Source organism: Rhodococcus sp. RS1C4, assembly GCF_002258225.1.
GTDB lineage: Bacteria > Actinomycetota > Actinomycetes > Mycobacteriales > Mycobacteriaceae > Rhodococcoides > Rhodococcoides fascians_E.
Genome location: NZ_NOXZ01000011.1, coordinates 31,949 through 56,347 on the forward strand (window position 1 = coordinate 31,949; position 24,399 = coordinate 56,347).

Genomic DNA, 24,399 nt, shown 5'->3' on the forward strand with positions numbered 1-24,399 from the left:
GCAGTGCCGAGTACCGAAAGGAACACCATGACCGACCAAGCCCTACCACTGAGCGGAGTACGGGTACTCGAGCTCGGTAACTACATCGCCGCACCGACTGCTGCCCGTATGCTGGCCGATTTCGGCGCCGAGGTGATCAAGGTCGAGCGACCGGGCACCGGCGACGAACTCCGCAACTGGCGTCTGTACTCCGGCACCACCTCGATGCTCTACCGCACGATCAATCGCAACAAGAAGTCCATCGTTCTCGATCTTCGAACCGACCAGGGCCGGCAGGACGTCATCGACCTCGCCGAGAAATGCGACATCGTTCTGGAGAACTTCCGCCCAGGGACGCTCGAAAAATGGGGAATCTCGCCGGAAGTTCTCAGCCGCAAGAATCCCGACCTCATCATCACCAGGATCTCCGCATTCGGACAGACCGGACCCATGTCCGAGCGTCCCGGATTCGCCGCAGTTGCCGAGGCATACGGGGGTTTCCGCAACCTCGTCGGCGATCCCGACCGACCACCGGTGCGCGTCGGAGTCTCGATCGGCGATTCGATCGCAGGTCTCTACGCGGCGTTCGGATGCGTCATGGCCCTGTTCCAACGGCAGACCGCGAAATCCACTCTGTCTCTGACACAACGGTCCATCGACGTGGCCCTGAACGAATCCATCCTGTCGATGATGGAATCCCTGATTCCGGACTATCTTGCCTACGGCGTCGAACGCGAACGCGTCGGAGGCCGCATGGAGGGCATCGCACCGTCGAACGCCTACCCGTGCAACGACGGTCACTCCATCATCATCGCGGGTAACGGCGATGCGATCTTCCAGCGCTACATGGAGACCATCGAGCGACCCGACCTGGGCGCAGATCCCGACCTCCAGTCCAATGCCGGCAGATGGAAGCGTCGCGACGAGCTCGACGCCGCGATCAGTGCGTGGACCGGGTTGCATTCTCGTGACGACGCCCTGAAGCTCCTCGATGCTGCCGGTGTTCCGTCCGGCCCGATCTACACTGCCGCCGACGTGGTGGCAGACGCGCAGTACAACGCGCGCGACATGATTCAGAACTTTCAGGTCGACACCGGTGACAGTGAACCGGCGGACGTCGGTTTCGTGGGCATCGTTCCCGTCATCGGCGACACGTCGCTACCGATCCGATCCGTCGGCCCCGAGCTGGGCGAACACACAGCAGAAGTACTGAAGAACCTCCTGGGTAGAGAATCCGAAGAGATAGGCGCCTGATGTACACGTTCACTCCCACAGCGCACTTGCGCGACGTCACGTTGCGCGACGGACTCCAGCTGACGGGCAAGTTGCTCTCCGTCGAACGCAAGCTCGACATCACCCGACAGCTCATCGCTCTCGGTGTGCCCGAGATCGAGTTGGGCTCGCTCGCCAGACCGGACAAGGTTCCCCCGATGGCGGGAACACTCGAGCTGATCGGCGAACTGACACCGGAAGAGCTCGAGCGGTGCTGGGTGTGGGTCGCCACGCCGCGCCACGTCGAGAAGGCCGCAGCGGCCGGTGCACGTAATTTTCAGTACTGTCTGTCGGCGTCGGATGCACACAATCAGGCCAACATCGGCCGTTCGACGGAGACCTCGATCGCCGCGATGCCCGACGCCACCGCGATCGCCGAGTCGGTCGGGGGCAAGATCGAACTGTGCATCGCCACGTCGTTCACCTGCCCGTTCGACGGCCACGTTCCCGAGGATCGCGTACTGTCCATCGCCAACGACGACAGAACGGCCGGATCGGTCGACATCGTCATCTGTGACACTCTCGGACAGGCCGTTCCCGCTCAGGTGACATCGCTCGTTCAGCGAGTTGCTGCCGAGTCCCCGCAGCGACGCATCGTCTATCACGGTCACGACACGTGGGGCCTCGGGGTTGCGAACACGCTCGCCGCGATCACTGCAGGTGCCACTCTGGTCGACGGGTCCCTCGGCGGTCTCGGGGGTTGCCCGTTCGCTCCCGGTGCGAGCGGAAACACCTCGACCGAGGACATCCTCTTCGCCACTCGTCCGGACTGGTTCGACCCCGATAAACTCGCCACCATGGTCGAACTATCGGAGAAACTGCTTGCCGAGCTCGGTGAACCCATGCGGTCCAAGACCGTTCAGGGTGCACGCTCGAGTCGCGGCACCCGCACCGAGGGCACCGGATCCGCCAACGCATTCGAGTGGGTCATATGAGCAAGATTCTGGTCACGACCCCCATCCCGGCTCCCGGCATGGACATCCTGGCTGCAGCCGGTGAGGTCGAGGTGCTCGCGCTCGATCACGCGGGCCTCGTCGAACGATGTGCGTCGGGTGAGTATTCGGTCGTCGTGTCCCAACTTCGCGACAAATTCGACGCCGAGTTGCTGGAATCGGCCAAGCTCACCGGAATATCCAATTACGCAGTCGGATTCGACAACATCGACGTGGCAGCGGCAACCGCGCGCGGCATCACCGTCGGAAACACCCCTGGTGTGCTGACAGACTCGACGGCAGACATCGCGTTGCTGCTCATGCTGTCGACGGCACGCCGCGCGGTGGAGGCGGACAGCCTCGTGCGATCCGGAGGCTTCACCGGCTGGGCACCCGAGTTCATGCTCGGCACGGACGTGTCCGGGCGGGTTCTCGGCCTCGCCGGTTTCGGCCGGATTGCGCGCGCGACGGCGCGGCGTGCACTCGGTTTCGGTATGCAGGTCAAGTTCTGCCCGCGTCCACCGTCGGATCGAGACGTCAGCGACGCCGAACTCGGTGAATTCGCCGGGCGCGTCGAGCACGTGACGTGGGACGAGCTGGTGACGACAAGTGACTTTCTGTCCCTTCACGTTCCGCTGAACGACGCGACGCATCACCTCGTCGACGCCGACGTGATGAAGGCGATGAAGGACTCGGCGATTCTGATCAACACAGCGCGCGGACCCGTCGTGGACGAGGCCGCGCTCGTGGAGGCACTCGGACACCGAACGATCGCCGCTGCAGGACTGGACGTGTTCGAACGCGAGCCTGCACTTGCGCCGGGTCTCGCGGAGCTCCCGAACGCTGTGCTACTCCCGCATGTGGGCAGCGCGACGGTGTCGGTGCGGTCGGAGATGGCCAGATTGTGCGCCGAGAACGCCGCCGCAATGTTCGGAGGTTCCCTTCCTCCGCACCCGGTCAACCCCGAAGCGTGGACTCACGCCGGGTAGCGACCACCGAGAGTTCGGGTGATCTGCTCGGCGTGCGAGACCAGCAGATCCACCCACTCCTCGCATTTCGAGAGAGGCATCCGGAGCGTCGGGCCACTGATCAACACGGCGCCGATGACGTCGGCCGCGGAATTGAACACCGGGGCCGACAATCCGGATGCTCCTGTGTCCCGCTCGCCCGTCGTGATGGCGTAACCGTCGGATCTGGTTTTCCGCAGCAGTTCCCGAAGAATGTCGGTATCGGTCACCGTTCGGTCCGTCACCGGCTGAAGTTCCTGTGCCAGAATCTCTTCCGCCAAGTCGTCGTCGTACGCAAGCAGCACTCGCCCCGCAGAACCCGCGTTCAACGGAGCGATCTTGCCCACGTACATGTCGCGCCGGAGGGGATGCCGCGTCTCCGCCAACGCGACACACACTCGATAGTTCTGTTCCGCTCGAAAAAAGCACGTCGTCTCGGTGGTCTCGTCCCGCAAGTTCTTCAGGATCGGGGTCACGATGGACAACACGTCGAGGTCCTTGGCGGCAGTCGCGGCCCAGTAGGACATTCGCACGCCGATCCGAATCCGGTCGCCGCTTCGATCGAGAAAACCCTGTTGCACCAGGTTGGTGACCAGCCGCTGAACCGTCGACGTCGGAAGACCGGTGGAGTGCTGGATTTCACCCAGTGTCAACGACGGACGATCGAAGGAGAAGGCGTCGAGGATCTCGGTGATCTTGCCCAGAACGAGCAAGGGCTGCTGCTTGGATCCCGAAGAGTTGTCCGTGCTCACGACTCAAATGTATCCCGATATGCCGCTACGGTCCGACACATCCGAACCGGAGAAGCGGCCCGCATTCTGGCGAGCATCATGCATCGATCCCCAGCGCACCGGTGGTCATCTCCCGCAGCAACGGGCGGACATTCTTGGACCTAGTGCGCCCGGCGCTGTAGGGAGTCGAGTTGATCAAACCGAACACCGCGTGCGCTTTTGTGCGAGCATCGCTTTCGCTGAGGTTCGTGTCGTGAGCCCTCAGTTGGGCAACCCATAGCTCAACGTATTCGCGCTGCATCCGGCGCACCTTTCGCCGGGCTGCGTCCGGCAAATTCTGCAGGTCGCGGTCCTGGATTCGAATGAGCGCCGGGGATTCGAAGGCGAAGTCGAGGTGGAACTCGATCAGGTCGTCCAGCACGGTACGACCTGCAGGCTCGCGCTCTGCTACTCGCCGTCCACCGTCGAGTAGGTACTCCGAAATTCCGACGAGAAGTTCCACGAGAACGGACTCCTTGTTGGGAAAGTGCCGGTAGACGGCCGGCCCACTGACACCCACTGCAGCGCCCAGATCTTCGAGCCGCACGGATGCGAAACCGCGGTCGGCGAACAGTTCGGCCGCCGCGGAGAGTAGCTGCGCACGCCGTTCCGCCTTGCGGCGCTCGCGCAGCGTTTCCGGCTTGGGCTCGCCTTCCACGGTCTGTTCGGCCATCGATTCCCCTCCCCATCCTGGACAACTCGGTTAATTCTAGTTTACTATAAGTTCAGTTATTTCTAGTTAACTGAAACTATTCGTTTCGCAGGATCGGACCGAAGGCGCGCACCACATGGCACATGAACCCAACGCCAGCAGGGCAGAACACCAGCTCCTCACCGCCGAACTCTCCGAACGCCTCGCCGGCGCCGCGCTCGGCGGTAGCGAGAAGTCGAGAGAACGTCACGTTGCTCGAGGCAAGCTGCTCCCCCGCGATCGCGTGAACGAACTGCTCGACCCGGGAAGCCCCTTCCTCGAGATCGCTCCGCTCGCAGCCAACGGCCTGTACGACGACGAGTGCCCGGGCGCAGGGGTCATTGCGGGAATCGGCAGGGTGTCGGGGCGCGAGTGTGTCGTGATCGCCAACGACGCAACGGTCAAGGGCGGCACGTACTACCCGATGACGGTCAAGAAGCACTTGCGTGCCCAGGAGATCGCGCTGCAGAACACCCTGCCGTGCATATATCTGGTCGATTCCGGCGGTGCGTTTCTCCCCCGCCAGGACGAGGTGTTTCCTGACCGCGACCACTTCGGCCGCATCTTCTTCAATCAGGCCACCATGAGCGCCAAGGGAATTGCGCAGATCGCTGCGGTGATGGGGTCGTGCACCGCCGGCGGCGCGTACGTTCCGGCCATGAGCGACGAGGCCGTCATCGTCAGGAATCAGGGAACCATTTTTCTCGGTGGTCCGCCCTTGGTCAAGGCGGCCACCGGGGAGATCGTCACGGCCGAGGAGCTCGGCGGCGGTGACGTGCACTCCAAGGTCTCCGGTGTCACCGACCATCTGGCCGAGGACGATCGCGACGCACTGGACCGAGTGCGCAAGATCGTCTCGACGCTCGGACCTCGCACCCCGCGCCCGTGGGACATCGTGACGCCCCGTGAACCGATCGCAGACCAGCACGAGTTGTACGACGTGGTCCCCACGGACCCACGAACTCCGTACGACGTGCGCGAAGTGATCACCCGAGTCGTCGACGCAGGTGAGTTCGACGAGTTCAAGGCCGAATACGGTAAGACTCTCGTCACCGGCTTCGCGCACATCCACGGTCATCCCGTCGGTATCGTCGCCAACAACGGTGTTCTCTTCTCCGAATCGGCGATGAAGGGCGCCCACTTCGTCGAGCTCTGCGACAAGCGCAGCATCCCACTCGTGTTCCTGCAGAACCTCTCCGGCTTCATGGTCGGGCGCGACTACGAGGCGGGCGGAATCGCCAAACACGGTGCCAAGATGGTGACTGCCGTCGCGTGTGCCCGCGTTCCGAAGTTGACCGTCGTGATCGGCGGATCGTACGGCGCAGGCAACTACTCGATGTGCGGGCGCGCCTACTCCCCCCGCTTCCTGTTCATGTGGCCCAACGCGCGCATTTCCGTCATGGGCGGCGAGCAGGCCGCGTCGGTGTTGGCGACCGTGCGCAGCGACCAACTCGATGCCGCGGGCAAGCCCTGGTCGGAAGAAGATCAGGAGTCGTTCAAAGCGCCGATTCGCGCCCAGTACGAGACACAGGGCAACCCGTACTACTCGACGGCCAGGCTGTGGGACGACGGCATAATCGACCCGGCCGATACCAGAACTGTTCTTGGACTGGCATTGTCGGCGTGCGCCAACGCACCGCTCGAACCGGTCTCCTACGGCGTTTTCAGGATGTGAGACAAATGGTCGAAAGAATCGATACCGTTCTGATCGCCAACCGCGGTGAGATCGCAGTCCGCGTGGCTCGAACCCTGCGCACGATGGGGATCACCTCCGTTGCTGTCTACAGCGATGCGGACGCAGGAGCTCGGCACGTCACCGAGGCAGATACCGCCGTACGCATCGGACCGGCTGCAGCGAAGGACAGCTATCTGTCGATCCGCAACGTGATCGAGGCTGCCGAACGCACAGGCGCCCAGGCAATTCACCCGGGGTACGGATTTCTCTCCGAGAACGCAGAGTTCGCGGCCGCGTGCGCGCAGGCCGACATCGCATTCCTCGGACCGTCGGCCACGGCCATCGCCGCGATGGGCGACAAGATCACGGCGAAGGACGCCGTGACCCAGTTCGGGGTCCCGGTCGTTCCGGGCATCTCGAGGCCCGGGTTGACCGACGCCGACTTGATTTCCGGCGCCGACGAGGTCGGCTTCCCGGTACTGGTCAAACCGTCGGCAGGCGGCGGCGGAAAAGGAATGCGGCTGGTGGAGCGAGCAGAGGACCTGCCGGCCGCTCTGGCCAGTGCCCGCCGTGAGGCTGCGTCGTCGTTCGGCGACGACACGCTCTTCCTCGAACGGTTCGTCCTCCGGCCCAGACACATCGAAGTGCAAATCCTGGCGGACCAGCACGGCAACGTCATTCATCTCGGTGAACGCGAGTGCAGCCTGCAACGCCGGCACCAGAAGGTGATCGAGGAAGCGCCGTCGCCCTTGCTCGACGCGCAGACCCGCGCCCGCATCGGCGAAGCGGCGTGCAACACGGCCCGCAGCGTCGACTACACCGGCGCAGGAACTGTCGAATTCATCGTCTCCGCAAACAGCCCCGACGAGTTCTTCTTCATGGAGATGAACACCCGCTTGCAGGTCGAGCACCCGGTCACGGAGATGGTGACCGGACTCGATCTCGTCGAATGGCAAGTTCGTATCGCTGCAGGTGAGGTACTGAGTCTGCAGCAGAACGACATCGTTCTCACCGGTCACGCCATCGAGACCCGCGTGTACGCGGAGGATCCTGGCCGCGGCTTCCTACCCACCGGTGGCACCGTCGTCGGGCTCCGCGAACCCGGCGGTGACGGGGTTCGGATCGATTCCTCGCTTTCCGTCGGTACCGAGGTGGGAAGCAACTACGACCCGATGTTGTCGAAAGTGATTGCGTACGGGCCCGATCGACCCACCGCCCTGCGCACACTCGATCGCGCGTTGTCGGAGACGGCCGTACTGGGCGTCGTCACCAACATCGAGTTCGCCCGATTCCTGCTCGACGACGACGACGTCCGAGCGGGCACGCTCGACACAGGTCTGTTGGACCGCCGACTGGAAGATTTCACTCCTGAGTCGGTGCCGGATCAAGCGCTGATCGCAGCTGCAGCCGTCTCTTGGCTCGAGATGTGGACCGGCGCCGGGGCCGACATCTGGTCATCCCCGACCGGATGGCGGGTGGGCGAGCACGCGCCGTTCACTGTGCGATTGTCCACGGGCGAAGCGGCAGTGCACGTCTCGATCACCGGTGTTCCTGGATCTGCGACGGTTGCCGTCGGCGATGGGCCGACCAAGCCCCTGCACGCAGAAGTACGAACGGACACCATCGTGACCGTCGTCGACGGTCACCGTGAGACTGCGCGATTCGCCCACGCCGAGAATGTGACGTGGATTTCCAGTTCACGCGGAACCTGGTCGATGTCGACGGTGTCCGAGCCGAGTGTTCGCGCCGAGGAAGCCCACTCGGGTAACGCCGAGATCGTCAGCCCGATGCCCGGTTCGGTCATCGCTGTCGAGGTCGCTACCGGCGACGCTGTGAGTGCGGGAACCGCCGTCGTCGTCGTCGAAGCGATGAAGATGGAGCATGCCCTGACCACACCTGTCGACGGAACCGTCGAACTCGCAGTGTCGGTCGGAGACCAGGTTCAGGTGGACCAAGTTCTCGCCCGCATCATTCCCAACGAAGATTCAGAGGTGCAATCGTGACCGACTACCTGTCATCGTCCTCCCTGCCGGACGAGTATCGCCAACTCAAGGACTCGGTAGCCGATTTCGCGAAAACGGTGGTCGCGCCGGTATCGGCGAAACACGACGAGGAGCACTTCTTCCCCTACGACGTCGTGGCGAAGATGGGCGACATGGGCTTGTTCGGACTCCCGTTTCCCGAGGAGTACGGCGGGATGGGCGGCGACTACTTCGCGCTCTGCCTTGCCCTCGAGGAGCTCGGCAAGGTGGATCAAAGCGTCGCGATGACACTCGAAGCAGGGGTGTCCCTCGGCGCGATGCCCGTGTTCCGATTCGGCAACGACGCGCAGAAACAACAGTGGCTACCGAAATTGACCACGGGTAGGGCGCTGGCGGCCTTCGGTCTCACCGAGCCGGGAGCGGGCAGCGATGCCGGCGGCACCAAGACCACCGCGAAGCGCGACGGCGGTGACTGGATCATCAACGGCAGCAAGCAATTCATCACCAATTCGGGAACCGAGATCTCCGAGCTGGTGACGGTGACCGCAGTGACCGGGGTCGACGAGGCGACAGGCAAGAAACGCATCTCGTCGATCCTCGTGCCGACCGACACACCGGGATTCGTCGCCGAACCCGCCTACAACAAGGTCGGGTGGAACGCATCGGACACACATCCGTTGAGCTTCACCGACGTCCGCGTACCCGTGGAGAACCTGCTCGGGGACGAGGGGCGCGGGTACGCCAACTTCCTGCAGATCCTCGATGAAGGCCGTATCGCCATCGCTGCCGTGTCCGTCGGTGCGGCACAAGGATGCGTCGACGAGAGCGTCAAGTATGCGAAGGAGCGCGAGGCGTTCGGCGCACCGATCGGACGCAATCAGGCGATTTCGTTCAAGATCGCGCGGATGGAAGCGCGTGCGCACACCGCCCGTACCGCGTACTACGACGCCGCCGCGCTGATGCTGGCAGGTAAACCGTTCAAGAAAGCAGCGTCGATCGCCAAGCTCGTCGCCTCCGAGGCTGCGATGGACAATGCCCGAGACGCGACGCAGATCCACGGTGGATACGGATTCATGAACGAGTACGTGGTGGCTCGGCATTATCGGGACAGCAAGATCCTCGAGATCGGCGAAGGAACGACCGAGGTCCAATTGATGTTGATTGCGCGGGGGTTGGGGCTGTGAGCGGGAGGACTATTCGGCAGCGAGGCCTGTGGTTCGAGGAAATGGAGGTCGGCGTCACCTACGAGCATCGGCCCGGCCGAACCGTCACCGAAGCGGACAACACGCTGTTCACGACCCAGACGATGAACACTCAGGCACTACATCTCGACGCGGCGTACAGCGAGAGCACATCGTTCGGTGAGCGGTTGGTCAATTCGATGTTCACGGTGTCCACCGTCGTTGGCCTGTCCGTCGCACAGCTGACTCAGGGCACCATCGTGGCGAATCTCGGTTTCTCCGAGGTGACGTTCCCCAAGCCGCTGTTCCACGGCGACACGCTGTACGCAGAGACTTCGATCTCGGACAAGCGTGAGTCCAAGAGCCGGCCCGGCGAGGGCATCGTCACGTTCACGCATACCGGGCGTAACCAGCACGGCGACGTTGTCGTGGTCGCTGTCCGCAAGACACTGGTTCGGATGAAGCCGGCCACGGACCCACTGTCGGAGGATCGTTCATGAACTGGGTGCCGCCCGGTCCGGCCTGGTTGTTCTGCCCGGCGGATCGACCGGAACGGTTCGAGAAAGCGGCCGCGCGCGCAGACGTCGTCATCCTGGACCTCGAGGACGGCGTTGCACCGGCGGACAAGGCTGCTGCGCGCGAAGCACTGGTTGCCACCCCACTCGACCCGACCAGAACCATCGTCAGAGTCAACGCGCACGGCACCGACGACTGCTCGGCGGATCTCACCGCACTGAACAGAACCGACTACACCGTCGTCATGCTTCCCAAGTGCGAGAGCCCCCAAGACGTGTCCGCCCTGGCGCCCCGCGATGTGATCGCGTTGTTCGAGTCACCGGCCGGGGCCGTCGAGTGCCACCGTGCTCTGGGCGCCGACAACGCTGTCGGCGCGATGTGGGGCGCCGAGGATCTCATCGCCGCCTTGGGCGGTAGCTCCAGCCGATTGCCGGACGGCTCGTATCGAACTGTCGCGCACCATGTCCGGTCTCAGGTTCTGCTCGCCGCGAAAGCGCGGGGTTTGTTCGCCCTCGACTCGGTCTATCTCGACATTCCCGATCTCGACGGTGTACGCGAGGAGGCCGACGACGCCGTGGCCGTAGGCTTCGACGGCAAGGTCGCGATCCATCCCAGTCACATCCCGGTGATCCGCCGCGCCTTCGCGCCGACGGACGACGAGATCGATTGGGCCGAGCGCGTTCTGGACGCCGTGCAGTCGAACCGCGGCGTGTTCAGCCTGGACGGCAAGATGGTCGACGCGCCGGTGCTCACCCATGCTCGACGAATCCTGGCGCGTCGGACCACGTCCCCGTAGCTGGGCGCACCGGTGCAGGCATAGACGATCGCCCGACGGGGTAAGGACCATCGGTGCCCGAACTCCCCGAAGTCGAGAACGCCAGACAAGTCGTCGAGAAGGCGCTCGATCGCGTCATCGTCGAGATCGACGACGCCGACACCTTCGAATGCAGACCCCATCGTCCGGGCGACATTGCCCGGGCACTCACCGGCGGCATGCTGGTCGAAGCGCGCCGCCGCGGCAAAACGATGTGGTGCGAGACCAGGCTCGTCGACGGCTCCGACGGCCCGACTCTTGGAATTCACCTCGGTATGGGTGGACGCATCATCGTCACCGCACCGGACGGCGAGCAGACGTCCCGGTACGGCGGCGGCGATCCGCATGTCGGCGAACGGGACACGGACAAACCCGAGTGGACTCGGTTCGCGATCACGTTCGACGACGGCGGACAGCTCCGTCTGTTCGACAAGCGGCGGCTCGGCCGTGTACGGCTCGAACCCGATATCGACGCGCTCGGCCCGGATGCCGCCGAGATAACCCGCGACGATTTCCGGCACCGTGTCGGCATCAGCGGTGCTCCCCTGAAAGCACGCTTGCTCGATCAGGCCGCGGTGTCCGGGATCGGAAACCTCCTCGCCGACGAGGTTCTGTGGCAGAGCGAACTGTCACCGTCACGCCGTGCGAAGACCCTGACGGTCGACGAACTCGACGAACTCCGAGTGATTCTGCGGCGCGCGATCAGGTCCGCCATAAAGAAAGGCGGAGTCCACACCGGTGAGATCATCCCGTTCCGCAAGAAGGATGCGACGTGTCCTCGCTGCGGCGCACCGATGTCTCGCGGAACCGTCGGCGGCCGTACGACGTGGTGGTGTTCCCGCGAACAGGAATGATGTAGTTCCCAGAGTCTATTCGGGCAGAGTAAATTCGGGCAGAGTCGACCCGGGCTGAGTCGACTCGGACGAGTCAGCCCCGTCCCATGTACGGCATCCGGTTCGCCATGATCGCCATGGTCGGGACGTTCACGTCCAGCGGCAGGTCCACCAGCTGCACGACAGTGTTCGCCACGTGCACCGGATCGAACGTAGGTTCCGGGCGGCTGGACCCGTCTGCCTGCCGAGCGGCGTGTGCGATGCCCGCGGTCATGTCGGTCGCGGCGTTGCCGATGTCGATCTGGCTGCAACAGATGTCGAAATCGCGGCCGTCGAGGGCGATGGACTTGGTCAGCCCGGACACTCCGTGCTTGGTTGCGGTGTAGGCGACACTCCCGGGACGCGGCGTGTGCGCGGAGATCGAACCGTTGTTGATGATCCGGCCGCCTCGTGGGTCCTGGGCCTTCATGATGCGCACCGCCTCGCGCGCGCAGAGGAACACCCCGGTGAAATTCGTGGCAACGGTCTGCGACCAGTCGGCGGGATCGACCTCGTCGATGCTTCCCGACGGCCCGAACGTGCCCGCGTTGTTGACGAGCACGTCGAGTCTCCCGAAGTCCGCGACCACTCCTTCGAACAGTCGTTTGACCGAATCGGGCACGGACACATCACATTCACGGACGTCTGCTCGATCGTGTCCTTCGGCAACCTCGTCGAGACTCGACCGGGTCCTGCCCACCAACACAACACGATGGCCGACGTTCAGCAGGCCTGTCGCCATGGCGCGCCCCAGCCCGGATCCCGCTCCGGTCACGACGATCACACGAGGCGCACGTTCGACTTCGGTCACCATGACTCCATTCCATCACGCCGCCAGAACGAGGCTTGCATCTGCGCACCCGACGCGCTCGACGCCCTACCGCCGACGGTCAGGTTTCAGTCGGTCGTGCCTGTGCATAGGTTCCCGGCGGAACGCCGACGAGTTCGGTGAACTCCCGCGTGAAGTGAGCTTGGTCGAACCAGCCGTAGCGAGCCGCGAGGTCCGCAAGCGATCCGGAGTAGCCGTTGTCCAGATCCGTCACCGCGTCGTGAATGCGATAGCGCGCCAGTACCCACTTGGGTGTGGCGCCGACGAGCTTTTCGAAAAGTCGCTGCAGCCGCCTCGTCGCGATCCCGCACCGGTCCTCGACCTGCTGGACTCGGACGAGGGAGCGGTCGTGCAGCATCACCTCGATGATGTCCAGAACTGTGGAGTAGTCCGGCTCGACGCCCCGCACGTACGGGCGGAGTGCGGCGTCCATGTGCAATCGACACTCGTCCGGCGTGAGATGCGAACCCAGAGTTGCCAGCGACCCGACGGTCTCCGTCGAGAACGCGACGGGAGGTGCGACGAACACGTCGCGCAACGTGCGGGCGTGAGTGCCGGTGAACGACGCGAATCCTCCCGGACGAAACTTGGCCCCGAACACCCATCCGGAGTGCGCCAGTCGGACGTCGAACCGTCGAGTGAGTACGCCCGTCACGACCACCGGATCGGTCACCCCTTCACGAAGGTGCCCGCGTTCGACGCTCAAGGTGCATGCCGGGTGCGGAAGCGTCGAGCTGGCGTACGTCGATCCGGACGGCAGATCCCAGCGCAGAAGCCAGTAGTTCTCGATCCACGGAGACAACGGAGCCGAGCAGGGAAGCCGAGTGAGCTCGACGTGGCGTGCGAGTTCGGCGGGTCGTAGAACACCCGCAGTGGTTGCTGTCGCATTTTTCCTATCCGCCACGTGGAGCAGTCTAGGAGGCTGTGACGACACCGTTCGTCAGGAGAGAGACATGAACACCACGCCCGTGGCAACACTGAAGATGGTCACACTGGACTGCGCTGATCCCGAGGCCAGCGCGACCTTCTGGTCGTCTCTGCTCGGATGGGACGTCGTCCACTCCGAGAAGGACTACGCGATGTTGGCGGGCCCCAGCAGCGCGTTGGGGTTCGGACGAGTCGAGGACTATGCCCCGCCCACGTGGCCCAACGAACACGGCAGCAAGCAGTTTCACTTCGATCTAGCCGTGGCCGATCTCGACGACGCAGCACGCGCGGCCGTCGACCTGGGCGCCACCCTCCCCGACGACCAGCCCGGCGAAACCTGGCGGGTCCTGCTCGATCCGTCCGGTCACCCCTTCTGCCTGACCAAAGCCGAGAACTGGGGATAGTGCGAGAAGAACGACATCCCAGGGTCCGGTCCGTCCTGCGAGCTACTTGTTCCGCTTCTGTTCCGCTCGGATCAGCCCGCCGCCGACGATCAAACGCTGTATCTCGCTCGTACCCTCGTAGAGACGTAGCAACCGCACGTCGCGGTAGATCCGTTCGACCGGTATCTCGCGCATGTAGCCTGCACCGCCGTGGATCTGGACCGCGAGATCGGCTACCTTGCCGACCATTTCGGTACAGAAGAGTTTCACGGCAGAGGGGGCGATGCGTCGGTCTGTTTTCTCGACCCAAGCCCTCGCTGCTTCCCTGACCATGGCGCGGCCGGCCATGACCCCTGCCTGCTGGTCGGCGATCATCGCCTGCACGAGTTGAAAGTTTCCGATCGGCTCACCGCCTTGCCTCGACACCGCAGCGTGAGACACCGACTCGTCGAGCGCACGTTGTGCCTGACCGACGGCGAGTGCGGCGATGTGCACTCGCCCGCGCGCCAACGACGTCATCGCCGCTTTGTACCCGATGTCGCCGTTTCCGCCGACAAGCGAATCGGCCGGGGCCCTCACGTCGGTGAACGTCACGTCCGCGGTTCCCGATCCCTGCTGGCCCATCTTGGCGTCCTTGGCCCCGACGGTGATTCCAGGAGTGTCGGCAGGGACGAGGAACACTGCGATACCGTTACCGCTCCCCGGTTTCGGATCCAACTTGGCGAAGACGACGAACATATCGGCGATCGGCGCGTTGGTGATGTACCGCTTGTTGCCGTTGATCACCCAGCCCGAACCGTCGTCTCTGGCCGTGGTCGCGAGCCCAGCAGGATTGGAACCGGCACCGTCCTCGGTCAGAGCAAACGAGGCGACGATGTCGCCTGCTGCCATACCCGGCAGCCACTTCGCCTTCTGCTCCTCGGTGCCGAAACCGACGAGAACCTGCCCGGCAATCCCGTTGTTGGTACCGAACATCGACCGCAGGGCCAGCGACGTGTAACCGAGCTCCATCGCGACTTCGACATCCTGAATCAGGTTGAGACCCAGTCCGCCCCATTCCTGCGGTATCGCGAACCCGAACAGGCCCATCTCCGCGCACTGCGCCCGCACATCATCCGGTACGGCATCAGCGTTCATGATCTCCACTTCGCGCGGTACGACGCGTGACCGCACGAATTTCGAGATCTGCGTCAGCACATCGGAAAAGACATCGTCGGGTACATCCGGGTTCAGGGTGTCCATGCACCCACTATCGACCCGGACACCACTTTGCAGCAATCACCAAGCGGATGGTTCGCTCGCACCGCCAGCTTGACTCTCCCGTGCAGGGAGACTGGATGGTAGGAGCATGAACGAACCAACGCCGACGGAAACACATACCTTCTACCCGACCACCCTGTCGCTGAAGGGTCGAAGGGCCGTTGTGGTCGGCGGGACCAGAGGCCTTGGATCGGCGGTCGTCGATCGCCTCGCAGACGCCGGGGCACTTGTGCTGTCGGTTGGCCGTACAGCTGCACCCGAAACCAGAGCGGCAGGCACGATTTAGGTCGACGTCACAGATCCGACATCGGCGGCCGAGATTGCTCGCGCAACGAAGCAAGCGGGCGGAGTCGACATCGTGGTGCACGTTGCCGGCGGGTCCTCCTCGCCGGGCGGTGGTCACGCGACGATGACCGATGCTCACTGGAACGACGAACTCGCGCTCAACCTGCTGGCAGCGGTCCGCATCGACAGAGCGTTGGTGCCATTCTGTTCGCGAACGGCGCGGGTGCGATCGTGCATGTCGGGTCGATACAAGGCAGGATGCCGTTGTACGACGGGACGCTGGGTTATGCCGCTGCCAAAGCCGCGTTGCGCACGTACAGCAAGGGGCTCGCGAACGAGCTCGCTCCTCGTGGAATACGCGTCAACACGGTCTCACCCGGCGGGATTCAGAGCGACGGCGCACTCGATCTGGCCAGGCGGATAGCCGCGGCTCGCGATGTGAACGAGCAAGAGGGCATGACTGTTCTCATGGACTCGCTCGGTGGGATTCCGGCCGGCCGATTGGCGCCGGCCTCCGAGATAGCCGACGTCATCGGATTCGTCGTGTCCGACGCGGCTGCATCGATGACGGGACACGACGTGATCGTGGATGGGGGCACCGTGAAGACGACGTGACCGCCGCACCCACGACGAGTCGACGGGTGCTCAGCGCGAGTGCGCAGTGACCTGTGCCGACCGCGGTCGGGTCAGGCTGCGCGGACCGACAGCAGCGGTACGGATGTTCGGGTACGACAGCTTCGGCGTGGAGGGCGCGGTCGTCGGCTCGGTGCGTCGTTCGCCCACACGAACCGACTCTGGACCGGCGCACGGGTATACGACGCCGTCGATCCGCAACGAAACCTCGTAGTTGCCCTCCACCAGCGCGAAGGTCGACATCGTGACGCCCGTGTGACCCTCGGGAACCACCACGCGGTGACTCAGTGCGAACACCCCCGCGTGCAACACCTCGCAGACCTGACCTGGGCGAACGTTGTCGGCTCGGACTGCGATCACGTTGGCCGCACCGCTTCGTGGGACCGACGCGGACACTTCGGGTGCATCGTCGACGAGCCTGAGATGGTTCCTGTCGCCCCGCATGAACTCACTCCTCCAGTCAGCAGGCCCCGACATCGACGTCGAATGCCTCTCGATGGGTATTCGGATTCCGTCGCTGCAGGTATTGGTTTGTCCGCAGATCGGGCTTCAGCGGTGACGCACTCGGCCGAGGCCCGCAGTCGATGATTCTGCGGTGCGCGTCAAACCCAACGCTGTCAACAACGCGATTCCCCACAGCGCGAACAGCGGATCCCACACGATCGCGTGTCCGATCATTGTCGTCTCGTTGTATCCACCGCTCGGTGTGAACAGTCCAGCCAGCACCGCGCCTGCCGCGATGGTCGACATGCCGCCCCACCCGACCAGAACGAATCCGCCCGCCCAACCGACCACCCGCAACGGGCGGTGGAAGCGCCCCTGATGACGCTCGTCGACCCACGGCACGACCGCCGCAACCAGCTTGACGACAGCGATCGTCCCCAGCGCCAGCCCGGTCGTCAGCGGGTGTTCAACCGAAAGCTGGACGGCCCACTCCCCGACCGATTCGAGCTGCCATCGCCCGCCGAGCGCCCAGTACATGCTTGCCACCGCGTGAACCACCCCGGCCCCGGCGGCAACCGCGAACGCTGCAGTCGAAGCCTTCGTTCGCTCGGTGCCCCGTGTTCGCATGGAACAACGGTACGAATTACCCGAGGGTGGCACATCCAGGATTACCCGGAGTGCTGCCCTGACCGCACCCGGATACCGACACCCAGTTTCCGGCGCCGCACAACGGGAGCGAATTCGCTTGCACGGTGACTGTTGTCGTGGGGCTCGAGCATCACGCTGGGGCTACCAGTGCGCGATGGGAACTGCATCTCGCTCCACTCCATGCGCCACCATGAAGCACGGAGGTTGGCATCCTCACTCCGAATCGACCGTGCTCGTGGTCGATTCCGGCGCCGACGGCACCCAAGGCTTCAGTGGTTGCACCACATCTCGGTAGAACGCATCTATCTCATCGGTGCGGTCGGGCGCTCTCCAAAGACATTCATTCGACCGAATGACTCCAGGACTGCTCCGAAGATCGACGATTCCAGCCTCGCCGGCGCTACACGCCCCAACGCTTCAATTCGTCGGGCGCGAAGTACATCTGTTGAGTAGCACCGAAACGAACCAGGATCTGGTTCTTCTCCTCGTAGAACCAGACAACAGTGCCGTAGACACCGCTCATGGGCCCACCCGTCGTTGTTACCCCGTCTCCAACCTCGTAAGCCGCCATTCCCACAGATTACCTATCGCCCAGATGCGACGACGTGTGCAGAAGTAGTGAATCGACGCATTGCCTCTCGACCACTGCACTTTTGGGACTGCACGACCTCACAGTTATCCGAGGATGGTTGAAAGGAATCCGAGCAAACAAGCGCTGACCGTCAAGGCAGGCGGTATCCGGCAGCACGGAAGAGTCGATACCACTCTTCCCGGCTCAGACTGATATCGCTCCCGGCCACGGCTTCAGCTACTCGACTCGGCGTGGTCGTCCCCAGGACAACTTGGATCTTCGCCGGGTGACGGGTGAGCCATGCCGTCGCAATGGAAGTGGGAGTCACACCGTGATCGCGGGCGAGGTCGTCGAGAGCGTCGTTCAGTTCTGGGTAGTTGTCGCGATCACCGATGAAAACCTTTCCTGTGTAGACGCTTTGGAAGGGCGACCAAGCTTGCAAGGCTACGTCGTTGATGCGCGCGTAATCCAGAAGGCCGTTGCTCAGGTCGATCGATTGGTCGAGACCACCGATGTTCGACGCCAAACCCGCAGCGATCAACGGCGCATGGGTGAGGCTCAGTTGCACCTGATCGATGATCAGCGGCTGCGTCACCTCGGTGGCAAGCAACTGAATTTGACCGGGTGTGTGGTTGGAGACGCCGAAACTGCGCACCTTTCCGGCCGAGTGCAGAGCGTCGAATGCAGCGGCGACCTCGCTGGGCTCGACCAGACTGTCCGGCCTGTGCAACAGCAGCACGTCGAGATGATCCATGCGGAGCGCGGAGAGCGATTTCTCGACGGTGTCGAGGATGTGCGCCTTGGAGAAGTCGTAGAACCCGTCCCGGATCCCTACCTTGCTTTGAATGACGACCTGCTCGCGTTCGGAGGGCAGGAATGTCACTGCGTCTCCGAATCGACGCTCGCATCCGTGTCGACTTGTGCCGTAGATATCAGCGTGGTCGAAAACCGAAACACCCGCATCGCGAGCGGTCCCGACGAGCTTCGCGATACTCGCATTGTCGAGTGCTTCGATGCGCATCAGGCCGAGAACGATGCTCGACGCGCGCGGGCCGCCAGCGAACATCTCGTAATACTTCACGCACACCCTCGATCACCATTCGTGCCTGCACCGTCCAGAGGCCGCCACCCTACCCTCCTCCAGCGCGCCAGTTTCTACATTTCGACGGTGTCGTTCGTGCCGACATCCGGCTTGTCGCCCGTGATCCTGGACTTGGCGTACGCGAGCAGGGTCGATACCTTGGACCCGGGCGCTGACCAGTATTCCGCGCCCTCCGCTTCGACAGAGATCAAAACGACCTCGGGAGACTCAGGGCCGTCGTCGAACCATGCTGCCGCCGCCTGATTCCATAGTTCCTTCTTTTTCGCCCCGTCGAGAACGATCTCTGCTCGTCCGGACACGGAAACCCAGGCTGTCCCCGACTGGAACGACACATTCACCGAACTGTCCGCGCGAACGTCGCCGACCTTGCGCGAATCGTTGCGCGCGAAGAACCACAGCGAACCGTCGAAGTCGTGCTCCTGCAGTGCCATTGGACGGGACAGCAGGTGTCCGTCACGGCCGTGTGTGGTGAACATGCACAGCTTCGAATCCTTCAGGAGCTCGGTCACTCTGGAGATACCGGCCGTACGGTCGTCGTCGATTGTCATTTCAGGGTTGTACCCACAGTGAGCCCCCGCAAACGACAACGGACTTGGACCCGACCGTTATCGCGCCCGTCCGGATGAAACCCTCAACTGGGTTCGGTGGTGACCGCGGTGCCGTAGGCGCACACCTCGACTCCTCCGGTGTCGCCGTAATCGTTGGTTTCGAATCGAAACGCGACCACGGCATTGCCACCCTTCGCCGTGGCTTCCGCCGACAATCGGGACAGCGCTTCGGTGCGAGTTTCCTGCAAGAGCGTGGTGATGCCCTTCAGCTCTCCGCCCGCGAGCGCTTTGAAGGAGGCACCGATATTCGATCCGATGTGGCGCGAGCGCACGGTCAAACCGAACACCTCACCGTGTACCGCTGTGATGCGATGGCCAGGAATCTCGTTCGTAGTCACGATGATCATGCACTGCACGATAGGCGGTGATTCACGACCGCGACAACGTATTCGACAAGATGCACTGGCGGTGCCAGCCGCGGTCTCCGAAGCACCGACAACCACTCCGAAGTAGGTTCCGAGCCGTACTCGAATGTCGAATCGAGGGCGCATTTCAGGGAGCCTCCCCGTTTTTCGAAACGCGCAACCCGATGCTCGTTCCGCGAACGGCGCCGCAGAGTCTCGAACTCACGCCGGGGGTGAGAAACACCTGAACCACGCCAACCCATTCTCACGCAGCCTTCGGAGTTCAGCCCCAGGGTGCAATGACGTCGATGATCCAGGTGGCTCCGAAACGGTCGGTGAGCCGAACGGAACGTGAATCGTGATGCGCTCGGACTCGATCCGAATTCAACCGACTAGGTCATGAGTCTTCGACAGGGCGGGCAGTGATCATGTGCGCAGGGGCGTCGCAGCCGCTGTACCCAAGGACGCCACGGTTCGGTCAGCCACCCGCTCGAGCTGCGCACGCGTGGCGCCGTCGCGGGCTCGTTGCGACATGCCCTGGATGATCACGCCGATGTATTCGGAGATCTCGATCGGATCCCAGGATGTCGGGAGGACGCCGTCGGCAATGTCGGCGGTGATGCGCTCCGACAGAAGCGCCACGTTGGCATTGCGCATGTCGCGCAATCGATCTGCGACACCCTGGTTGGCGTCGGTGACGCTGACGGCAGAGCTGATGATGAGACACCCACCCGGACACGACTCGTCGGTGTAGTGCGACGCGGCGTCATACAACAGCCGGGAGATCAGCTTGGCCGCATGAGGTTCCTCCGAGAAGGCGCGGTCCATGAAGTCACCGCGTGTGGCGAGGTAATGCTCCACGGCCGCGAAGAAAACGCCTTCCTTGCCACCGAATGCGCCGTAGAGGCTCGGCGGGTTGATGTGCATCGCGGAGGTCAGCTTGGAGACGGATGTGCCCTCGTAGCCATGCTCCCAGAAGGCAAACATCGCCTGTTCCAACGCGGTGCCCACGTCGAACTTCCGCCCCTGCCCCGGTACGCCTGCCATAGGACCTCCTGGTCTCGCTCCGAATTGTGATCTAGTCTACTCCTGTAGCGATCACTACGCGAATCCCTTACCCTCGGTTACGAACTTTGGTTCGCCGAAGCACCGCAAAGGAACCGTCACAGCCCGAGCTTGCAGTTCATCGTCCAGGGGGATCGAAATGCGTAGTGCCGCTTCATTCAAACTCGGCCTCAGCCACACGGCGGACGCCGACTCCGCGTGGAAGGTCGAGGCCGTCAAGCAAGTCGAATACCATGTCATCGCCGCGCGAAACCTGTTCGCGCCGAGAAGTACGCAGCTACTCGACAGTTGCAGCGCGGCACCCTTGACCCGCGGCGACCGTCGTCTGATCATCATCGATGCCAATGTCGACCGCATCCACGGCGACCGTATCCGCAGTTACTTCGAACACCACGGCGTCGACGCACACTTCGTGCCCATGCGAGCCGACGAGACAGTCAAGGAGTGGAGCTCGGTAATCCGGGTGGTCGACGCCATGAACGGCTTCGGCATCGACCGGCGCCGTGAGCCGGTCATCGCCATCGGTGGTGGCGTACTGCTCGACGTCGTCGGATTCGCCGCCAGCGTGTACCGCCGTGGAACCCCCTACATCCGCATCCCGACCACGCTCATCGGCCTGGTCGACGCCGGTGTCGGCGTCAAGACCGGCGTCAACTACGCCATGGGCAAGAACCGTCTCGGAACGTATGCGCCGGCGATCGCCACCTACGTCGACCGCGCGTTTCTCCGCACCCTCGACGACCGGCACCTGTCCAACGGTCTCGCGGAGATTCTGAAGATGGCGCTGATCAAGTCGGTCGACCTGTTCGAGTTGCTCGAAACGTACGGTCCGCGTCTGATCGCCGACAACTTTCAGGGGACGTCAGGCGAACTCGACACTGCCGCAACGCAGGTCATCGCGGAGTCCATCCACCTGATGTTGGAGGAACTGCAACCGAATCTGTGGGAGTCCTGCCTCGAACGGTGCGTCGACTACGGGCACACGTTCTCCCCCACTCTGGAGATGGAAGCGCTGCCCGCGTTGCTACACGGTGAAGCCGTCGGCATCGACATGGCCCTGACGTCGGCACTGGGTTTCCTGCGCGGCAGCCTCGGCAGCGCCGACCTCGACCGGATACTGACGGTCATGAAGCAGCTCGGGCTGCCGGTCTGGAACGACGTGTTGGACAAGACAGGACTGCTCGACGCCGCACTCGCCGACACCGTCCGTCACCGTGACGGTCGGCAGCGATTGCCGCTCCCCGTCGGCATCGGCGGTCACCACTTCGCGAACGACGTCACGCCCGGCGAAATCGCCTCCGCGCTGAAATTGCTGAGCCGAAAGAACGCCGAACTCGGAGAACCGACGGTCACGAGGGTCGCGTCATGAAGTGGGACAGCCTCTACATCGAGGGCTTCGGTTCGTATCTTCCGGATGCGCGAGTCCAGGCTGCCGACATGGTCGCCGCGGGCCGCTTCGAGGAGGTCGAGCATCAGAAGACCGGGCAGACGTCGGCGGCAGTGTCCAACCCCGACCTCGGCGAGTCCGCTCCGGACATGGCCGTTCTCGCGGGCCGAGCTGCGTTGGAAGACAGCGGAATCAGCACCGAGGACGTCGACCTCCTCGTCCACGCCGTAGTCCTGCACAACGGGCTCGAGGCGTGGAACTGCGGCGCATACATCCAGAACGAACTCGGTATCGAGGACTGTTTGCCGATCGAGATCCGGACCGCCTGCGCCGGCGCGATCGTCGGGATGGAGATGATCGGACGCTGGTTCGACGGTCGCGGCAAGGGCCTGGTCACCGCATCCGACGCGTGGCGTGAGCCCCTGTTCGATCGGTGGACCTCCGACAGCGGACTGGTCTACGGCGACGGCGCGGGGGCCGCCGTCATCGGTCCGGATCCCGGCCCGTTCCGCCTGCTGTCCACCTCCGTGGTGAGCGACGCGCACCTCGAGCAGATGCACCGCGGCCACGACAGTCTCGCCATGCAGGTCTATAGCACCGACGGTCCGCTCGACCTGCGGAAGCGGGTAGCCGGATTCACCGAAACGCATTCCATCGACGAATTCTGGTCCCGCAACTCGGCAGCCCTGTCGCGTTGCGCCGAAACAGCATTGGGTGATGCCGCCACGCACCACGGTGAGATCACCCGGTGGATCGTCCCGAACTTCGGCAATGTGCTGCTCCGCAAGCAATGCTTCGAGCCGCTGAAGATCCGCCCTGATCAGACACTTGTCGAACTCGGCCGCGAGATCGGCCACACCGGTGCCGCCGATCCTTTGCTCGGTCTCGATCTGCTCCGCCGTACCGAGACGCTGGACCCGGGTGACCGAATCATGCTCACCGGCATCGGCGTCGGATTCACCTGGGGATGTGCAGTCGTCGAATACACCGGCCACGACAACTCAACGAAGGGATAGACCATGGTCACCGAGACACGTCTGAGCGAGCCCGCAGCCACGCGTCCTACCAACGCGAACGTCGCCATCCTCTGGATGCTCCTCGCCGTATTCGGCGTCGGCACCGTCGAATATCTCGTCGCGGGTGTCCTCCCGGACATCTCGTCCGACGTCGCCGTGAGCAATTCGACGGCCGGCCTGCTCGTCACGATCTACGCCGTCACCGTCGTGATCGGCGGCCCGCTGCTCACCATCGTCACCACCCGGGTCCCGCGAACACCGCTCATCGCAGCGCTGATGGCCCTGTTCATCGTCGGCAACATCGGCACCGCATTGGCGCCGAACTTCGCCACCCTGGTCGTCTTCCGGGTCATCACCGCGCTTCCGCACGCGACGTTCTTCGCGCTGTGCCTCGTGCTGGCCACCTCCCTGGTGGCCCCCGAGTTCCAGGGCCGCGTCATCGCCCGCGTCACGCTCGGCCTCAACCTCGCTACGGTTCTCGGTGTTCCGCTGGGCACGTTGATCGGCACCCAACTCGGCTGGCGCTGGTCGTTCGCCATCATCGCGATCTTCCAGCTCGTCGTCACCGCAGCCCTCATCGTCTCGACCCGACGCGCAGCGCCGTCTCATCAGACCGGCAGCGTCACCTCGGAACTGGGCGTGTTCACCCGCGGCCCGGTGCTCTGGGCCATCGGCCTCACCGCGTTGAGCCAGGCCGCGCTGTTCGTCGTGTTCACCTACATCGCGCCGTACCTCACCGACCACGCCGGGATCTCGGCGTCCACCGTCACCATCGTGCTGTTCGTGTTCGGGGTCGGCTCGGTGGTCGGCAACCAACTCGGCGGCCACTTCGCCGACAAGGCCCTGGACAAGACGCTCTACGTCGCGCTCACCGCACTCGCCGCGGCACTGCTGGTGCTGTTCCTGTTCGGCGGCACCCCGTGGTTCGCGTTCGCATGGATGTTCGTCCTGGGCGCCGCAGGCTTCTCCATCATTCCGCCGTTGGCCTCCAAACTGATCGGCGCGGCCAGTCAAGCGCCGCACCTCGCCGCGACGGTCAACATCGCCGGTTTCCAGCTCGCGAACGCCGCCGGCGCGTGGATCGGGTCCATTGCGTTGTCCGGCGGCTACAGCGTCGGGATTCTGCCCGCCATCGGGGCTGTTCTCGCCGTCGCCGCCGTCGGATTGCTGTTCCTCAGTCGCCGTACCGCCCGGGTGGCCGTGTGA

The 24,399-nt window shown here is 63.8% G+C and carries 26 protein-coding genes and 1 pseudogene; 15 read left to right on the top strand and 12 right to left on the bottom strand.

What is annotated here, in order from left to right; translation table 11 throughout:
- Positions 1-27 precede the first annotated feature (27 nt).
- From CH289_RS03705 to CH289_RS03715, 3 genes are read left to right on the top strand one after another with little or no spacing between them, the layout of a single operon-like run.
- Complete coding sequence (locus tag CH289_RS03705; protein WP_094727424.1) at positions 28-1,233, top strand: CaiB/BaiF CoA transferase family protein; 1,206 nt, start codon at positions 28-30, stop codon at positions 1,231-1,233.
- Positions 1,233-2,186, top strand: a complete 954-nt coding sequence (locus CH289_RS03710; RefSeq protein ID WP_019667753.1) for a beta/alpha barrel domain-containing protein — start codon at positions 1,233-1,235, stop codon at positions 2,184-2,186. Before CH289_RS03705 ends, CH289_RS03710 begins: the two co-directional genes overlap by 1 nt.
- Positions 2,183-3,172, top strand: coding sequence for a 2-hydroxyacid dehydrogenase (locus CH289_RS03715; protein WP_019667754.1), 990 nt, complete (start codon positions 2,183-2,185; stop codon positions 3,170-3,172). The genes CH289_RS03710 and CH289_RS03715 overlap by 4 nt, the downstream gene beginning before the upstream one ends.
- Here CH289_RS03715 and CH289_RS03720 read toward each other — a convergent pair.
- On the bottom strand, positions 3,160-3,942 hold the full coding sequence (locus CH289_RS03720; protein WP_020113274.1) for an IclR family transcriptional regulator: 783 nt from the start codon (positions 3,940-3,942) through the stop codon (positions 3,160-3,162). The genes CH289_RS03715 and CH289_RS03720 overlap by 13 nt on opposite strands.
- Before the next feature lie 76 nt (positions 3,943-4,018).
- Positions 4,019-4,633, bottom strand: coding sequence for an SACE_7040 family transcriptional regulator (locus tag CH289_RS03725; protein WP_020113273.1), 615 nt, complete (start codon positions 4,631-4,633; stop codon positions 4,019-4,021).
- A gap of 115 nt (positions 4,634-4,748) precedes the next feature.
- Between CH289_RS03725 and CH289_RS03730 the strand changes: the two genes are divergently transcribed.
- Genes CH289_RS03730 through CH289_RS03755 form a run of 6 tightly spaced genes read left to right on the top strand, consistent with a single transcriptional unit; the run spans position 4,749 to position 11,673 of the window.
- Complete coding sequence (locus CH289_RS03730) at positions 4,749-6,326, top strand: carboxyl transferase domain-containing protein (RefSeq protein ID WP_033188751.1); 1,578 nt, start codon at positions 4,749-4,751, stop codon at positions 6,324-6,326.
- Between the two features lie 5 nt (positions 6,327-6,331).
- A complete protein-coding gene (locus CH289_RS03735; protein ID WP_094727286.1) occupies positions 6,332-8,329 on the top strand; it encodes an acetyl/propionyl/methylcrotonyl-CoA carboxylase subunit alpha in 1,998 nt (665 codons plus the stop codon).
- Positions 8,326-9,492 carry an acyl-CoA dehydrogenase family protein gene (locus tag CH289_RS03740; RefSeq protein ID WP_094727288.1) on the top strand — a complete coding sequence of 389 codons (1,167 nt, stop codon included), beginning with the start codon at positions 8,326-8,328 and terminating at the stop codon, positions 9,490-9,492. The genes CH289_RS03735 and CH289_RS03740 overlap by 4 nt, the downstream gene beginning before the upstream one ends.
- Positions 9,489-9,989 carry a MaoC family dehydratase gene (locus CH289_RS03745; RefSeq protein ID WP_026348240.1) on the top strand — a complete coding sequence of 167 codons (501 nt, stop codon included), beginning with the start codon at positions 9,489-9,491 and terminating at the stop codon, positions 9,987-9,989. The genes CH289_RS03740 and CH289_RS03745 overlap by 4 nt, the downstream gene beginning before the upstream one ends.
- On the top strand, positions 9,986-10,801 hold the full coding sequence (locus CH289_RS03750; protein WP_020113269.1) for an HpcH/HpaI aldolase/citrate lyase family protein: 816 nt from the start codon (positions 9,986-9,988) through the stop codon (positions 10,799-10,801). The genes CH289_RS03745 and CH289_RS03750 overlap by 4 nt, the downstream gene beginning before the upstream one ends.
- Before the next feature lie 53 nt (positions 10,802-10,854).
- A complete protein-coding gene (locus CH289_RS03755; RefSeq protein ID WP_094727290.1) occupies positions 10,855-11,673 on the top strand; it encodes an Fpg/Nei family DNA glycosylase in 819 nt (272 codons plus the stop codon).
- 73 nt (positions 11,674-11,746) lie between these two features.
- On the opposite strand, the gene CH289_RS03760 is transcribed toward CH289_RS03755, so the two are convergent.
- Together CH289_RS03760 and CH289_RS03765 are read right to left on the bottom strand one after the other, a co-directional pair.
- Positions 11,747-12,505 (bottom strand): SDR family oxidoreductase, encoded by a 759-nt coding sequence (locus CH289_RS03760; protein ID WP_094727292.1) that lies wholly within the window; start codon positions 12,503-12,505, stop codon positions 11,747-11,749.
- Between the two features lie 76 nt (positions 12,506-12,581).
- On the bottom strand, positions 12,582-13,424 hold the full coding sequence (locus tag CH289_RS03765) for a helix-turn-helix transcriptional regulator (RefSeq protein ID WP_230594056.1): 843 nt from the start codon (positions 13,422-13,424) through the stop codon (positions 12,582-12,584).
- A 49-nt stretch (positions 13,425-13,473) separates the two neighbouring features.
- On the opposite strand from CH289_RS03765, the gene CH289_RS03770 reads away from it, so the two are divergent.
- Positions 13,474-13,851 (top strand): VOC family protein, encoded by a 378-nt coding sequence (locus CH289_RS03770; protein WP_019667765.1) that lies wholly within the window; start codon positions 13,474-13,476, stop codon positions 13,849-13,851.
- 42 nt (positions 13,852-13,893) lie between these two features.
- Here CH289_RS03770 and CH289_RS03775 read toward each other — a convergent pair whose 3' ends face one another.
- Complete coding sequence (locus CH289_RS03775; protein ID WP_094710946.1) at positions 13,894-15,072, bottom strand: acyl-CoA dehydrogenase family protein; 1,179 nt, start codon at positions 15,070-15,072, stop codon at positions 13,894-13,896.
- 337 nt (positions 15,073-15,409) lie between these two features.
- Here CH289_RS03775 and CH289_RS28940 point away from each other — a divergent pair.
- Positions 15,410-15,517, top strand: a pseudogene (locus CH289_RS28940) (short-chain dehydrogenase); the annotation flags it as partial.
- A 116-nt stretch (positions 15,518-15,633) separates the two neighbouring features.
- Positions 15,634-15,990, top strand: coding sequence for an SDR family oxidoreductase (locus CH289_RS28625; protein ID WP_256976986.1), 357 nt, complete (start codon positions 15,634-15,636; stop codon positions 15,988-15,990).
- A 30-nt stretch (positions 15,991-16,020) separates the two neighbouring features.
- On the opposite strand, the gene CH289_RS03785 is transcribed toward CH289_RS28625, so the two are convergent.
- From CH289_RS03785 to CH289_RS03815, 7 genes are all read right to left on the bottom strand, one after another.
- A complete protein-coding gene (locus CH289_RS03785) occupies positions 16,021-16,452 on the bottom strand; it encodes a hypothetical protein (protein ID WP_094710944.1) in 432 nt (143 codons plus the stop codon).
- Positions 16,453-16,557: 105 nt separating this feature from the next.
- Positions 16,558-17,079: a DUF3995 domain-containing protein gene (locus CH289_RS03790; RefSeq protein WP_019667769.1), complete on the bottom strand. Its 522-nt coding sequence runs from the start codon at positions 17,077-17,079 to the stop codon at positions 16,558-16,560.
- A gap of 421 nt (positions 17,080-17,500) precedes the next feature.
- Positions 17,501-17,623: a hypothetical protein gene (locus tag CH289_RS28630; RefSeq protein ID WP_256976987.1), complete on the bottom strand. Its 123-nt coding sequence runs from the start codon at positions 17,621-17,623 to the stop codon at positions 17,501-17,503.
- A 199-nt stretch (positions 17,624-17,822) separates the two neighbouring features.
- Entirely contained in the window at positions 17,823-18,752 is a 930-nt protein-coding gene (locus tag CH289_RS03795) for an aldo/keto reductase (RefSeq protein WP_094710942.1), read from the bottom strand.
- A 74-nt stretch (positions 18,753-18,826) separates the two neighbouring features.
- Complete coding sequence (locus tag CH289_RS03800) at positions 18,827-19,321, bottom strand: pyridoxamine 5'-phosphate oxidase family protein (protein WP_094727294.1); 495 nt, start codon at positions 19,319-19,321, stop codon at positions 18,827-18,829.
- Between the two features lie 83 nt (positions 19,322-19,404).
- Positions 19,405-19,728: a YbjQ family protein gene (locus CH289_RS03805; protein WP_026348243.1), complete on the bottom strand. Its 324-nt coding sequence runs from the start codon at positions 19,726-19,728 to the stop codon at positions 19,405-19,407.
- A gap of 423 nt (positions 19,729-20,151) precedes the next feature.
- Positions 20,152-20,772 carry a TetR/AcrR family transcriptional regulator gene (locus CH289_RS03815; protein ID WP_020113257.1) on the bottom strand — a complete coding sequence of 207 codons (621 nt, stop codon included), beginning with the start codon at positions 20,770-20,772 and terminating at the stop codon, positions 20,152-20,154.
- A 157-nt stretch (positions 20,773-20,929) separates the two neighbouring features.
- Here CH289_RS03815 and CH289_RS03820 point away from each other — a divergent pair, with 157 nt between their 5' ends.
- The 3 genes from CH289_RS03820 to CH289_RS03830 are packed head-to-tail and all read left to right on the top strand — an operon-like array spanning position 20,930 to position 24,399.
- The gene (locus tag CH289_RS03820) at positions 20,930-22,159 is read left to right on the top strand and encodes a sedoheptulose 7-phosphate cyclase (protein WP_020113256.1); all 1,230 of its coding nucleotides are present in this window, start codon (positions 20,930-20,932) and stop codon (positions 22,157-22,159) included.
- Positions 22,156-23,193 (top strand): 3-oxoacyl-ACP synthase III family protein, encoded by a 1,038-nt coding sequence (locus tag CH289_RS03825; protein ID WP_033188763.1) that lies wholly within the window; start codon positions 22,156-22,158, stop codon positions 23,191-23,193. Before CH289_RS03820 ends, CH289_RS03825 begins: the two co-directional genes overlap by 4 nt.
- Before the next feature lie 3 nt (positions 23,194-23,196).
- Positions 23,197-24,399 (top strand): MFS transporter, encoded by a 1,203-nt coding sequence (locus CH289_RS03830; RefSeq protein WP_020113254.1) that lies wholly within the window; start codon positions 23,197-23,199, stop codon positions 24,397-24,399.

What these genes read in the sequence shown, in the direction of transcription:
- CH289_RS03705 (WP_094727424.1), top strand. Translation starts at nt 28, where the DNA reads ATGACCGACCAAGCCCTACCACTGAGCGGAGTACGGGTACTCGAGCTC.
- CH289_RS03785 (WP_094710944.1), bottom strand. Translation starts at nt 16,452, where the DNA reads ATGCGGGGCGACAGGAACCATCTCAGGCTCGTCGACGATGCACCCGAA.
- CH289_RS03715 (WP_019667754.1), top strand. Translation starts at nt 2,183, where the DNA reads ATGAGCAAGATTCTGGTCACGACCCCCATCCCGGCTCCCGGCATGGAC.
- CH289_RS03735 (WP_094727286.1), top strand. Translation starts at nt 6,332, where the DNA reads ATGGTCGAAAGAATCGATACCGTTCTGATCGCCAACCGCGGTGAGATC.
- CH289_RS03820 (WP_020113256.1), top strand. Translation starts at nt 20,930, where the DNA reads ATGCGTAGTGCCGCTTCATTCAAACTCGGCCTCAGCCACACGGCGGAC.
- CH289_RS03800 (WP_094727294.1), bottom strand. Translation starts at nt 19,321, where the DNA reads ATGACAATCGACGACGACCGTACGGCCGGTATCTCCAGAGTGACCGAG.
- CH289_RS03770 (WP_019667765.1), top strand. Translation starts at nt 13,474, where the DNA reads ATGAACACCACGCCCGTGGCAACACTGAAGATGGTCACACTGGACTGC.
- CH289_RS03760 (WP_094727292.1), bottom strand. Translation starts at nt 12,505, where the DNA reads ATGGTGACCGAAGTCGAACGTGCGCCTCGTGTGATCGTCGTGACCGGA.
- CH289_RS03805 (WP_026348243.1), bottom strand. Translation starts at nt 19,728, where the DNA reads ATGATCATCGTGACTACGAACGAGATTCCTGGCCATCGCATCACAGCG.
- CH289_RS03830 (WP_020113254.1), top strand. Translation starts at nt 23,197, where the DNA reads ATGGTCACCGAGACACGTCTGAGCGAGCCCGCAGCCACGCGTCCTACC.
- CH289_RS03725 (WP_020113273.1), bottom strand. Translation starts at nt 4,633, where the DNA reads ATGGCCGAACAGACCGTGGAAGGCGAGCCCAAGCCGGAAACGCTGCGC.
- CH289_RS03710 (WP_019667753.1), top strand. Translation starts at nt 1,233, where the DNA reads ATGTACACGTTCACTCCCACAGCGCACTTGCGCGACGTCACGTTGCGC.
- CH289_RS28625 (WP_256976986.1), top strand. Translation starts at nt 15,634, where the DNA reads ATGCCGTTGTACGACGGGACGCTGGGTTATGCCGCTGCCAAAGCCGCG.
- CH289_RS03825 (WP_033188763.1), top strand. Translation starts at nt 22,156, where the DNA reads ATGAAGTGGGACAGCCTCTACATCGAGGGCTTCGGTTCGTATCTTCCG.
- CH289_RS03790 (WP_019667769.1), bottom strand. Translation starts at nt 17,079, where the DNA reads ATGCGAACACGGGGCACCGAGCGAACGAAGGCTTCGACTGCAGCGTTC.
- CH289_RS03750 (WP_020113269.1), top strand. Translation starts at nt 9,986, where the DNA reads ATGAACTGGGTGCCGCCCGGTCCGGCCTGGTTGTTCTGCCCGGCGGAT.
- CH289_RS03730 (WP_033188751.1), top strand. Translation starts at nt 4,749, where the DNA reads ATGGCACATGAACCCAACGCCAGCAGGGCAGAACACCAGCTCCTCACC.
- CH289_RS28630 (WP_256976987.1), bottom strand. Translation starts at nt 17,623, where the DNA reads ATGAGCGGTGTCTACGGCACTGTTGTCTGGTTCTACGAGGAGAAGAAC.
- CH289_RS03815 (WP_020113257.1), bottom strand. Translation starts at nt 20,772, where the DNA reads ATGGCAGGCGTACCGGGGCAGGGGCGGAAGTTCGACGTGGGCACCGCG.
- CH289_RS03775 (WP_094710946.1), bottom strand. Translation starts at nt 15,072, where the DNA reads ATGGACACCCTGAACCCGGATGTACCCGACGATGTCTTTTCCGATGTG.